Annotated in this window: 10 protein-coding genes; 6 read left to right on the top strand and 4 right to left on the bottom strand. The window is 53.8% G+C overall.

All coding sequences use genetic code 11. The features are described from left to right. Window positions 1-33: 33 nt before the first annotated feature. The gene (locus HJG54_RS21075) at window positions 34-1,050 is read left to right on the top strand and encodes an FHA domain-containing protein (RefSeq protein WP_316431212.1); all 1,017 of its coding nucleotides are present in this window, start codon (window positions 34-36) and stop codon (window positions 1,048-1,050) included. A gap of 8 nt (window positions 1,051-1,058) precedes the next feature. Here the strand turns inward: HJG54_RS21075 and HJG54_RS21080 are convergent, their stop codons facing one another. Then, a complete protein-coding gene (locus HJG54_RS21080) occupies window positions 1,059-1,316 on the bottom strand; it encodes a MoaD/ThiS family protein (protein WP_316431213.1) in 258 nt (85 codons plus the stop codon). 232 nt (window positions 1,317-1,548) lie between these two features. Here HJG54_RS21080 and HJG54_RS21085 point away from each other — a divergent pair, with 232 nt between their 5' ends. Beyond that, complete coding sequence (locus tag HJG54_RS21085; protein WP_316431214.1) at window positions 1,549-1,935, top strand: hypothetical protein; 387 nt, start codon at window positions 1,549-1,551, stop codon at window positions 1,933-1,935. Window positions 1,936-2,072: 137 nt separating this feature from the next. Here HJG54_RS21085 and HJG54_RS21090 read toward each other — a convergent pair whose 3' ends face one another. The 3 genes from HJG54_RS21090 to hisD are packed head-to-tail and all read right to left on the bottom strand — an operon-like array spanning window position 2,073 to window position 4,452. After that, window positions 2,073-2,594, bottom strand: coding sequence for a GNAT family N-acetyltransferase (locus HJG54_RS21090; protein WP_316431215.1), 522 nt, complete (start codon window positions 2,592-2,594; stop codon window positions 2,073-2,075). 44 nt (window positions 2,595-2,638) lie between these two features. Beyond that, entirely contained in the window at window positions 2,639-3,061 is a 423-nt protein-coding gene (locus HJG54_RS21095; protein WP_035998031.1) for a universal stress protein, read from the bottom strand. Window positions 3,062-3,111: 50 nt separating this feature from the next. Then, entirely contained in the window at window positions 3,112-4,452 is a 1,341-nt protein-coding gene (gene hisD / locus HJG54_RS21100; protein WP_316431216.1) for a histidinol dehydrogenase, read from the bottom strand. A 232-nt stretch (window positions 4,453-4,684) separates the two neighbouring features. Here hisD and rpsT point away from each other — a divergent pair, with 232 nt between their 5' ends. The 4 genes from rpsT (at window position 4,685) to HJG54_RS21120 (ending at window position 11,755) form a co-directional block, all read left to right on the top strand. Continuing rightward, complete coding sequence (gene rpsT / locus HJG54_RS21105; protein ID WP_316431217.1) at window positions 4,685-4,981, top strand: 30S ribosomal protein S20; 297 nt, start codon at window positions 4,685-4,687, stop codon at window positions 4,979-4,981. Window positions 4,982-5,072: 91 nt separating this feature from the next. Next, the gene (locus HJG54_RS21110) at window positions 5,073-5,900 is read left to right on the top strand and encodes a TatD family hydrolase (RefSeq protein ID WP_316431218.1); all 828 of its coding nucleotides are present in this window, start codon (window positions 5,073-5,075) and stop codon (window positions 5,898-5,900) included. A 526-nt stretch (window positions 5,901-6,426) separates the two neighbouring features. After that, entirely contained in the window at window positions 6,427-9,726 is a 3,300-nt protein-coding gene (gene rpoB, locus HJG54_RS21115; RefSeq protein ID WP_316431219.1) for a DNA-directed RNA polymerase subunit beta, read from the top strand. Between the two features lie 154 nt (window positions 9,727-9,880). Beyond that, on the top strand, window positions 9,881-11,755 hold the full coding sequence (locus tag HJG54_RS21120; protein WP_316431220.1) for a DNA-directed RNA polymerase subunit gamma: 1,875 nt from the start codon (window positions 9,881-9,883) through the stop codon (window positions 11,753-11,755). The last annotated feature ends 54 nt before the right edge of the window (window positions 11,756-11,809 follow it).

Below are 11,809 nucleotides of genomic sequence, written 5' to 3' on the forward strand. Positions count from 1 at the left end.
TAGGATTGTAACGAGGATATTCTTCAGGCTTGCATGACCACCGATTCTCTACCCTTGATCCAAACGATTACACCAGAGCGCTGGGCCGGATTCAGCATGAACTTTATCGGTGCAGGGTACGTGGGGCTATTGGTTAAAAACGGTCAGCTTGTGCGGAAACTGGAACCCGGTCGCCACGTCAGCTTTGCGCTGCCGCTCTTAGAGCAATGCGAAATTGTGTTAGTAGACAGCAAAATTCGCCATCTAGACGTGGTTTCTCAGGGAGATTTTGTCTCCCGCGATCAGTATTTGGTCAATATTTCGCTCAGCGTCATGTATCAGGTGGTGGACCCTAAACGAGTGGCGCTAGAGCTTTCGGACCCAATCGCTGCCCTGACCAGTGCAATCAAAGACAATTTGGGAGTAGTGGTCAATCAACTGCGGCTAGAAGAACTGAATCGAATCGGCAGAGTCCAGATTCGCGATTACCTGCTTGCCCAAATCGATAGCTTTTACACGCTGGGGTTCAATCTAGATGATGTCCGGGTCAGTGATATTAGCTTCCCGCAAAAGCGAGGTGTAATTCGCCAACTCGAGGGTTTGACTGCTCGGGCCGAGTTAGAGCATGAGGCAAACTTGCAGGCGCAAATTGCTGAAACCTTTGTGCTGAGACCCGGTGAACGGCCTCCTCAACCCATTGCTCCAGCCCGTTACAAAACGCCACTGCCGCCAACTACGCTTGCTATCGATTCAGCCACCACTACCGCTCGTCTAATCCACTGCCAATCTGGCGCTCCCATCGCGATTGCCGCCAATCCCTTCACCATTGGTAGAGAAGCCCATCATACGCTCGTTTCTAGCGATGAACTCTGCTCCCGTAACCATGCCTGCATCGAACAGGTAGAAAACACCAGCGGCACTCGACGCTATCGGTTGACCGATCTGGGTAGCTCTAACGGCACCTACCTAAATCAGCAGCGACTGACGCCGCATCAGGCCGTGTGGCTGTCAGCAGGCGATCGAATCAAGATCGGCACAGAAGAATGGATCTTTGAAGTGGGAGCCGTTTAAGCGGTGAGTCAGCCGCCGCTGACTGGCGGGATCAGCACGACTTCATCGTGATGCTGCACTGGGGTGTCTGCTGCAACAAACTGCAAATTGACGCCGAACCGAGTCACATCTCGCCATTGCTCTAGTTCTGGATGCTCTGCCAGGAGGCGATCCAGCACTTGGGCCACGGTGGTGCCAGTGGGCAACTCCAAAACCAGTTCGGGCAGCCCATAGGCTTCCTGGTAGGCCGCAAATAGCTTAACGGTAATCGTGACTGGCTCAGACATAAGCGAATTTAGTAATCGAGCAATGCGATAAAGCGATCGAAGTCCTGATAGTTTGGTAGAACATGTCTGGCTCCCTCTTCTAATAATGCGGCGGTTTTACCATCTGAAGCAATGCCAATGAACGCATAGCCAGAATTTCGAGCGGCGCGAATATCCCAAACCCCATCTCCAACCGAATTTGCCTACAGTACGTTAATCTGAATCTGGACCCTACCCATCAGCCCTATTCTCTATGTTTGGCACGTTTCAACAAAGCAACCTGCGGATTGAAGTCGATGCTTCTGAACAGCAGATTCGGGATAGCTTGCTTTGTCCGGATCAGTTTCGGCAATGGCTGGCTCCGCAAACCTTCTCTGCTGGATTGCCCGACCGTCTGCAAAAAGGCACGATATTTACCAGCTACATCGGACCGATTACGATTCGCCATGAAGTCGATTTAGTGGAGCCAAACGGGTTGCGGTTATTGATGAGTCAGGGCATCGATGGCTTCCATCAGTGGTATTGGGGTGACGGTTGGGTGCAGTCGAGCCTGGAAGGAATTTCGTTGCTGCCGCTGAATCTCGGCCAAACCTTCAGCCTATTGCGGCTGCGGCAATTTTTGGCTCAGCAGAAAGCTTGAGAGATGCCCCAAGTGAACCGTTTGTACTTCACCTATGCTACAGACCTGCTATGCACAGGCGATGCCACTAAAACTTAAAATTCAAAACTTAAAACTCAAAACTCAAAACTCAAAACTTAAAACTCAAAACTTGGTATTTAACGATGCTCCAGCCAGTCTTCTCGTTCTAGGCCGTAAATCAACACCTCGCGGCCAAAAATTTCTGTGCGTCCTTCCAGTTTTTCCCCCAACCGCTCTGCGACTCGAATCGAGCGCTGATTCTGCGGCACAATCAAACTGACAATATGGGTCCGTCCTAGGATTTGAAAGGCGTATTCGATGGAAGCTTTTGCCGCTTCGGTGGCCAAGCCTTTGCCCCAGAAAGGACGGCGCAGCATCCAGCCAATTTCAAACTCCGGCCAGCCTTCGGGATTCCAGCAGCCAATGCGGCCAATCATCTCGCGGCTCGCTTTTTCTTCCACCGCCCACAGGCCATAGCCCCGCAACTGCCAGTGTCCCAGCATTGTGGCCATACTGCGCCAAGACTCAGCTCGCGATAGGGGATGGCCGGGTCCAATGTACTGCATTGCCTCTGGATCGGCACACATCTCGGCGTAGGCATCTAGGTCGGCTTCGCGGAACAGGCGCAGGAGCAGGCGGTCGGTTTCCAGCGTGGTCATGAAGGGTGGGGAGTGGAGAGTGGGGGGATTATGCTTCCAACTTGTCACTTTAGCTTCACGACAAACACTGAGCAAGGAGCCTCTTCCACCACCTGACTGCTGACCGAACCTTGGAGGATGCGTTTGATTCCGGTTAGGCCGCGACTGCCCATCACGATCAGATCAACCTGGTGAATGTTGGCTAAACGGATAATTTCTTCGGCTGGCTCGCCCATGACGATTTCGATCTCGCTTTGGCAGGGTAAGAGAGATTGGTAGTATTGCAGCTTTTCTAGCTGTTGATGCGAGATCGTTTCGGTATCGGCTTGGGGGCGGTCAACGGCAATGTCTGGATCGGCACCGAGATTGACAATCACATGGGCCAGCACCACTGTTGTCTCTGCCTGGAGGTGAAATTGCTGCACCATCGCGATGATCTGTTCTGATAGATCTGAACCATCGAGAGCCACCAGAATTTTCTTAAACACGATTGACGCCCCCTCACCTTAAATTGATCCAATCCAATTGTCGCCGCATCCTACTCCGCTGTCGGTATCTCGGTATCGAGCCGTTCCAGTTCTGCCGGGTCTTGGACTCTCAGTCTGACCGAATCGGCATGGGAGGGTAGCCCCTCAGCCGTTGCCAGTACATCGATTGCCGAAGCCACCCGCTCTAGCGCCTTGGGCGAGTACTGAATCAAGCTAGAACTCTTGATAAAGGTTTCCACACTCAGGGCCGAGGCATAGCGAGCCGAACCCGACGTTGGCAGCGTGTGATTGGGACCAGCCAAATAGTCACCCACCGCTTCCGGGGTAGAGTTGCCCAGAAAGATCGCTCCGGCATGGCGGATTTTGTCTAACAGGCTCCAGGGATCCTCAATTTCCAGCTCCAAGTGCTCTGGAGCAAATTCGTTCGAGAGTTCTGCCGCAACCTCCAGCGATTCCACCACCACTACCAAACCGTAATGGGCAATCGCCTTTTCGGTCAGCATCCGGCGCGGGTGGTTGATCAACTGCTGCTTTACCTCGGCCACCACCTTGATCGCTAAATCAGCATCGGTGGTCAGCAATATAGCGGCAGCTAACGGGTCATGTTCGGCTTGGGCTAGCAGATCAGCCGCTATATGTACCGGATTGGCAGAACTATCGGCGATGATCAGCACCTCGGATGGTCCGGCCAGGGAGTCAATGCCGACAGTGCCGTAAACCAGCTTTTTCGCTAGGGTGACGTAAATATTACCGGGGCCGGTGATCACATCCACCTTGGGGAGCGTTTCCGTGCCGTAAGCTAAAGCTGCAATCGCCTGTGCTCCCCCGACGCGGTAAATTTCGTCTACGCCCGCTTCTTGAGCCGCGACCAAAACAGCAGGGTTGACAGCCTTATTGGGGCCGGGTGGAGTGGCAATTACAATTCGCGGCACCTGAGCTACCTTCGCCGGAATCGCGTTCATGATCACGGTGCTGGCATAGGCGGCGCGTCCACCTGGAACGTACAAGCCGGCCCGGTCAACTGGGGTATAGCGCTTACCCAGCACCACCTCATCTTTGCCAAACTGGACCCAGCTCTTGGGCACCCGCTGTCGGTGAAACGCCTCGACCTGACGGCAGGCAAGCTGAATCGCGTTGAGCAGCTCTTGGGAAACCTGCTGGTAAGCGGCGTCTAGTTCCGAGCCGGAGACGCGCAACTCTTCAGGTTTCAGGGATACTTGGTCGTATTCTTCGGTGTAGTGCAGTACCGCTCGGTCGCCCTGCCGCTTCACGGCTTGCAGCACTTCTCGAACCGTTGCCTCTTTATGCACAACTTGATCGTCATGGGTGCGATCGCAGATTCGTCGCAGTTCGGTGAGTGCCTCAGCCCGCTGAGTGATGATTCGCAGCATTGCCACAGTGACTTAAAAACGCAAGGTCGGGAAGTAACCCATCAGTACAGGTCTGTCTTACTTCAGCCATCTTAGCGGCTGGCGTCAAACCTGTGTCTCTTCTAGCTTAACCTGGATTTTCCAAGGATTTATGTAGAAACGATGGCAGATTGTCTGGCATTTTCGTCAAATCATTCGCTAGAATGGTGGATCGCTGAAAGAAACTCTTCTGACCTCTATCTAGATAGTTACCGTGGCAAATATTAAGTCGGCAATCAAGCGTATCCAGATCGCAGAGCGGAATCGCCTGCACAACAAATCCTACAAGTCCGCCGTGAGAACCCTGATGAAGCGTTACTTAACGGCGGTCGATGCCTATGCGGCAAATCCTACTGACGAAGCGATGGCAGAAGTGCAGCGCACCATGTCGGCGGCCTATAGCAAAATTGACAAAGCCGTGAAGCGCGGCGTGCTGCATCCCAACAATGGTGCCCGCAAAAAATCTCGCCTCGCTAAAGTATTGAAATCGAAGGAAGCGGCGGCTTCATAGCAGGCTTGAGGTGACAGAACAACTGGGCCAATCCCCTCAAGTTCTGAGTCTCAAGTTCTAGAATTGGGAAGAACAGCCTTCAAGGACCCCTATGCAGCCCGCGCCGCTGATTGATACCCATGTGCATCTCAATTTCGATAGCTTTGCAGCCGATCTGGATCAGGTTGCAGAGGACTGGCGTGCGGCTGGGGTTGTGCGTTTGGTGCATTCCTGCGTTGAGCCGTCTGAATTTCAGGACATTCGAAGCATTGCCGATCGGTTTCCTGAACTCTACTTTGCTGTCGGTCTGCATCCGTTAGACGCCGATAAATGGACGGCAGATTCAGCGGCGCAGATTCTCACCTTAGCCCAGTCCGATGCGCGGGTAGTGGCGATTGGTGAGATGGGGTTGGACTTCTACAAAGCCGATAACCAGGCTTTGCAGGAGGACGTTTTTCAGGCTCAGTTGCAGATTGCGCATCAGCTTGATCGGCCCGTGATCATTCACTGTCGAGATGCAGCGGCTCGCATGGCAGAATTACTGCGCTCGTTTTGGGCTGAGCAGGGAGCCGTTCGGGGCGTAATGCACTGCTGGAGCGGCACTCCAGAAGAAACTCACTGGTTTCTCGATCTGGGGTTTTACATTAGCTTTAGCGGCATTGTCACGTTCAAGAATGCGCGGCAAGTGCAGGAGTCGGCCAAGCTTGTACCTGCCGACCGAATTTTGATCGAAACCGACTGTCCGTTTCTATCGCCGGTACCGAAGCGGGGCGAACGACGCAACCAACCCGCCTATGTTCGCTATGTGGCTGAGCAAATGGCCCAACTGCGTCAGGTGCCCCTGGAAACCCTCGCCGTTCAAACCACGAGCAATGCCTGTCGCTTGTTTAAGCTGCCCTTACCGGAGTCCCTTCCGTCACTAGCCGCCAGCCACGCCTAAAAGGCAGTTTGAAAGAGCTGACTAAGCTGAACTGCTCCTAGCCCTGACTCGCAGGGAACAGCTTGGAAGTTCCCCAAGTTTGATCTAGATCTTGATCTAGAGGGTCACCAAAAGTTTGACCCACAAAATGACTAGTCTACGCCATAATGAAGGTTGGAGGATGTAAAAATTTTTGAGGTGAGTGATGCAGAGCAGTAGTTAAGATCTAACGGCTCTGACGTTTGGCGTGATCGCAATCTTTATATTTTTGTTTGTAACTTTGAAGCAGGTTGACGAAGTCCATTGTTTAAGCTATACTCTCCGTGCTCTGTCCGCCCGCACCCTGACTTTCACGATTGGAACTTCTTCTGGAATCCGATTCAATTCAATATCTTAAACGTCTTGCATTTCTAGACGGATAGGTTTCAGTCTTCCTTGGTTGAGGACTGGAATTTTTGCCGTCGTTGTAGCTTTTATTGCCCGACTACTTGCCCAACTACCGCAGCGTTAGGGGCATGCCCAAAGCAATACCCATACGAGGAGACGCATGAGTAACCTAACCAAATCGCCATCGATGTTTACCCTGCCTGATCTCGTAGAGATTCAGCGTGCTAGTTTCCGCTGGTTTTTAGAGGAAGGCTTGATTGAGGAGCTAGACAGTTTTTCGCCGATTACCGACTACACCGGAAAGCTAGAGCTGCATTTTCTCGGCAAAGACTATAAACTCAGGCGGCCCAAATATGACGTGGACGAGGCCAAGCGGCGGGACAGTACCTATGCGGTGCAGATGTATGTGCCGACCCGCTTAATTAACAAAGAAACCGGCGAAATTAAAGAGCAGGAAGTCTTTATCGGTGACCTACCGCTGATGACCGACCGTGGTACCTTCATTATCAACGGTGCGGAGCGGGTTATTGTCAACCAGATTGTCCGCAGCCCTGGCGTCTATTACAAAAAAGAAATCGACAAAAACGGTCGCAGCACCTTTAACGCTAGCCTGATTCCCAACCGAGGCGCTTGGCTGAAGTTTGAAACCGACAAAAACGACTTGGTTTGGGTGCGGATCGACAAAACTCGCAAGCTCTCGGCCCAGGTATTGCTGAAGGCACTAGGGTTAAGCGATGGCGAAATCTTCGATGCCCTGCGCCACCCTGAGTACTTCCAGAAAACGATCGAGAAAGAGGGGCAGTTCAGCGAAGAGGAAGCGCTGATGGAGCTGTACCGCAAGCTGCGTCCAGGTGAGCCGCCGACCGTATCGGGTGGTCAACAGTTGCTCGATTCCCGCTTCTTTGATCCCAAGCGTTACGATTTGGGCCGGGTGGGTCGCTACAAGCTGAACCGGAAGCTGCGGCTGAGCGTGCCGGAAACAACGCGGATTCTCACGCCTCAAGACATTTTGGCCGCAATCGACTATTTGATCAACCTGGAATTTGATATCGGTCAGATCGATGACATCGACCACTTGGGTAACCGGCGAGTGCGTTCGGTGGGTGAGCTGCTGCAAAACCAAGTGCGAGTTGGTCTCAACCGCTTGGAGCGGATCATCCGGGAGCGCATGACGGTATCGGATGCCGATTCATTGACACCTGCCTCCTTGGTCAACCCCAAACCACTGGTGGCTGCCATCAAGGAATTCTTTGGTTCCTCGCAATTGTCCCAGTTCATGGACCAAACCAATCCACTGGCTGAGCTAACCCACAAGCGCCGCCTTAGCGCCCTCGGACCCGGTGGTCTAACCCGGGAACGGGCTGGCTTTGCCGTGCGCGACATTCACCCCTCCCACTATGGTCGAATTTGCCCGATTGAAACGCCGGAAGGTCCGAATGCGGGGTTGATTGGCTCGCTCGCTACCCATGCCCGCGTCAATACCTATGGCTTCATCGAAACGCCCTTCTACCGAGTGGAAAATGCCCGCGTACTGAAGGACGAAGCGCCCGTCTACATGACTGCGGACGAAGAAGATGAGTTCCGAGTAGCGGCAGGCGATGTTTCTATGGACGAAGAGGGACGCATCCTGGGTGAACAGGTGCCAATCCGCTATCGGCAAGAATTCACCACTGCCACTGCAGATGAAATTGACTTTGTCGCCGTTTCGCCAGTGCAGATCATTTCGGTTGCCACTTCGCTGATTCCGTTCCTAGAGCACGATGACGCCAACCGTGCTCTGATGGGATCAAACATGCAGCGGCAGGCGGTGCCCTTGTTGCGTCCTGAGCGGCCTTTGGTTGGCACGGGACTGGAAGCACAGGCAGCGCGTGACTCCGGCATGGTGATCGTTAGCCGCACTGATGGCGAGGTGATCCATGTTGATGCCAATCAGATCAAAGTTCGTGATCTCGATGGCAAAGCGATCGAGTATCAACTGCAAAAATATCAGCGCTCTAACCAAGACACTTGCTTGAACCAACGTCCCATCGTCTTTGCTGGCGACCGAGTCAGAGCAGGCCAAATTCTGGCGGATGGATCGGCGACCGAGGGCGGCGAGTTGGCGCTGGGCCAAAACGTACTGGTGGCCTATATGCCCTGGGAGGGCTACAACTACGAAGACGCCATCCTGATCAGCGAGCGCTTAGTTTATGACGATGTCTACACCTCGATCCATATTGAGAAATACGAGATCGAAGCGCGCCAAACCAAGCTCGGCCCAGAGGAAATTACCCGTGAGATTCCCAACGTCGGTGAAGATGCGCTGCGGCAACTCGATGAGACTGGCATCATTCGGATTGGGGCTTGGGTAGAAGCCGGAGACATCCTGGTCGGTAAAGTCACACCCAAAGGGGAATCAGATCAGCCGCCGGAAGAAAAACTGCTGCGGGCCATCTTCGGTGAAAAGGCACGGGATGTGCGCGATAATTCGCTGCGGGTGCCCAACGGTGAAAAAGGCCGCGTCGTGGATGTGCGTGTTTTCACCCGTGAGCAAGGCGATGAACTGCCGCCCGGAGCCAACATGGTGGTGCGGGTCTATGTGGCGCAAAAGCGCAAGATCCAGGTGGGTGACAAGATGGCAGGCCGCCACGGTAACAAGGGAATTATTTCTCGGATTCTGCCGCAGGAAGACATGCCCTATATGCCCGACGGGACCCCGGTTGACATCGTGCTGAACCCGCTGGGTGTGCCGTCCCGGATGAACGTGGGTCAGGTATTCGAGTGTCTGCTAGGCTGGGCTGGTCATAACTTGGGCGTGCGGTTCAAGATGATTCCGTTCGATGAGATGTATGGAGCCGAGGCATCCCGTCTCACAACCCACTCCAAGATCAACGAAGCGCGGGAAAAAACCGGCCAAGATTGGGTCTTCAACCCCGATAACCCTGGCAAAATCCAGGTTTACGACGGACGCAGTGGCGAACCGTTTGACCGTCCGGTAACGGTCGGTACGGCCTATATGCTGAAGCTGGTGCACCTAGTAGACGACAAGATTCACGCTCGTTCGACTGGCCCCTACTCGCTGGTTACCCAGCAGCCCCTGGGCGGTAAGGCGCAACAAGGTGGACAGCGGTTTGGCGAAATGGAAGTTTGGGCACTGGAGGCATTTGGAGCTGCCTATATCCTGCAAGAACTGCTGACCGTGAAGTCAGATGATATGCAGGGACGCAACGAAGCCCTGAACGCCATCGTCAAAGGCAAGGCAATTCCTCGCCCTGGCACCCCCGAATCCTTCAAGGTGTTGATGCGAGAGCTGCAATCCCTCTGTCTCGATATTGCAGCCCACAAACTGCAAACCCAAGATGACGGCACCAGTCGCGACAGTGAGGTAGACCTGATGGCCGATGTTGGCAACCGTCGTGCTCCGTCGCGCCCAACCTACGAATCCATTTCCCGCGACGAGATGGAAGAAGTCGAAGACTGACCAATCAAAAAGTTTTGAGTTTTAAGTGCTAAGTTTTGAGTTCTTGATGAACAAACGCTTCTAGAACTTGAAACTCCAGTGCTACGCCAAGACTGCACCTCAACTCAAAACTCAAAACTCAAAACTCAAAACTCTTATTTAGTGGGGATTAGTGATGCCAAAGCTAGAACAGCGGTTTGACTACGTCAAAATTGGTCTGGCATCTCCAGAACGAATTCGCCAATGGGGAGAGCGGACGCTGCCAAACGGCATGGTTGTGGGCGAAGTGACCAAGCCGGAAACGATCAACTACCGGACGCTAAAGCCAGAAATGGATGGCTTATTCTGCGAGCGGATTTTTGGTCCGGCCAAGGACTGGGAGTGCCATTGCGGTAAATACAAACGAGTCCGGCACCGGGGGATCGTCTGCGAACGCTGTGGAGTAGAAGTCACCGAGTCGCGCGTGCGGCGTCATCGCATGGGCTACATTAAGCTGGCGGCACCCGTGGCTCACGTTTGGTACTTGAAGGGCATTCCTAGCTACATGTCGATTTTGCTGGATATGCCGCTGCGGGATGTAGAGCAGATTGTGTACTTCAACTCCTACGTGGTGCTGGATCCTGGCAATGCGGAGAACCTCAGCTACAAGCAACTCCTAACCGAAGACCAGTGGATCGAGATCGAAGACCAGCTCTACAGCGAAGATTCCCAGCTTCAAGGAATCGAGGTCGGGATTGGGGCAGAAGCCTTACAGCGGCTGTTACAAGACCTAGATCTGGAAAAAGAAGCGGAAACTTTGCGGGAAGAGATCGCGGTAGCCAAAGGTCAAAAACGCGCCAAGCTGATCAAGCGCCTGCGGGTGATCGACAACTTTATTGCCACCCGCTCCCAGCCCGACTGGATGATCCTGAGCGTGATTCCGGTGATTCCGCCCGACTTGCGCCCAATGGTGCAGTTGGATGGAGGCCGGTTTGCCACCTCGGACTTGAACGACCTGTACCGCCGCGTGATTAACCGCAACAACCGACTGGCGCGATTACAGGAAATCCTGGCTCCAGAAATCATTGTCCGCAACGAAAAGCGGATGCTGCAAGAAGCGGTCGATGCTCTGATCGATAACGGTCGGCGGGGTCGGACGGTGGTGGGAGCCAACAACCGCCCGCTCAAGTCGCTGTCGGACATTATCGAAGGTAAGCAGGGCCGCTTCCGGCAAAATCTGCTGGGTAAGCGGGTAGACTACTCGGGCCGTTCTGTGATCGTGGTTGGTCCCAAGCTGAAGATCCACCAGTGCGGCTTGCCTAGAGAAATGGCGATTGAATTGTTCCAGCCCTTTGTGATCCACCGCTTGATTCGTCAGGGCTTGGTCAACAATATCAAGGCCGCTAAAAAGCTGATCCAGCGCAACGATCCTCAAATCTGGGATGTGCTGGAAGAAGTGATCGACGGCCACCCCGTGCTGCTGAACCGGGCACCAACGCTGCACCGTTTAGGGATTCAAGCCTTCGAGCCGATTCTGGTGGAAGGACGCGCCATCCAAATTCACCCGCTGGTATGTCCGGCCTTTAACGCCGACTTTGACGGCGACCAGATGGCGGTGCATGTGCCGTTGTCGCTAGAAGCACAGGCTGAAGCACGGTTGCTGATGTTGGCGTCGAACAATATTCTGTCTCCGGCCACCGGACGACCGATTGTCACGCCGAGCCAGGACATGGTCTTGGGCTGTTATTACCTGACCGCAGAAAACCCCGCCGCGACTAAAGGAGCCGGACGCTACTTCTCTAGCCTGGAGGATGTGATTGTGGCCTATGAGCAGGGGCTAGTTGACATTCACGCCTATGTCTGGGTGCGCTTCGATGGCGCTGTGGAAAGCGAAGATGGGGAAGTTGAGCCGCTAGAAGCGCAAACCGCCGACGATGGCAGTACTACGAGAACCTACAAATTCCGTCGGGTGCGTCAAGATGCGGACGGCAATTTGATTTCCCAATACATCAAGACCACGCCAGGACGAATCATCTATAACAAGACGGTTCAAGATGCCCTGGTGAGCTGAAGGCCATACAAAGCCAGCGTAAAAGTCAGCGCGAACAAATACTGAAATTGAGAG

The organism is Leptolyngbya sp. NK1-12 (assembly GCF_032598965.1).
Lineage (GTDB): Bacteria > Cyanobacteriota > Cyanobacteriia > Elainellales > Elainellaceae > Elainella.

What these genes read in the sequence shown, in the direction of transcription:
- rpoB (WP_316431219.1), top strand. Translation starts at nt 6,427, where the DNA reads ATGAGTAACCTAACCAAATCGCCATCGATGTTTACCCTGCCTGATCTC.
- hisD (WP_316431216.1), bottom strand. Translation starts at nt 4,452, where the DNA reads ATGCTGCGAATCATCACTCAGCGGGCTGAGGCACTCACCGAACTGCGA.
- HJG54_RS21075 (WP_316431212.1), top strand. Translation starts at nt 34, where the DNA reads ATGACCACCGATTCTCTACCCTTGATCCAAACGATTACACCAGAGCGC.
- HJG54_RS21090 (WP_316431215.1), bottom strand. Translation starts at nt 2,594, where the DNA reads ATGACCACGCTGGAAACCGACCGCCTGCTCCTGCGCCTGTTCCGCGAA.
- HJG54_RS21110 (WP_316431218.1), top strand. Translation starts at nt 5,073, where the DNA reads ATGCAGCCCGCGCCGCTGATTGATACCCATGTGCATCTCAATTTCGAT.
- HJG54_RS21120 (WP_316431220.1), top strand. Translation starts at nt 9,881, where the DNA reads ATGCCAAAGCTAGAACAGCGGTTTGACTACGTCAAAATTGGTCTGGCA.
- HJG54_RS21080 (WP_316431213.1), bottom strand. Translation starts at nt 1,316, where the DNA reads ATGTCTGAGCCAGTCACGATTACCGTTAAGCTATTTGCGGCCTACCAG.
- HJG54_RS21085 (WP_316431214.1), top strand. Translation starts at nt 1,549, where the DNA reads ATGTTTGGCACGTTTCAACAAAGCAACCTGCGGATTGAAGTCGATGCT.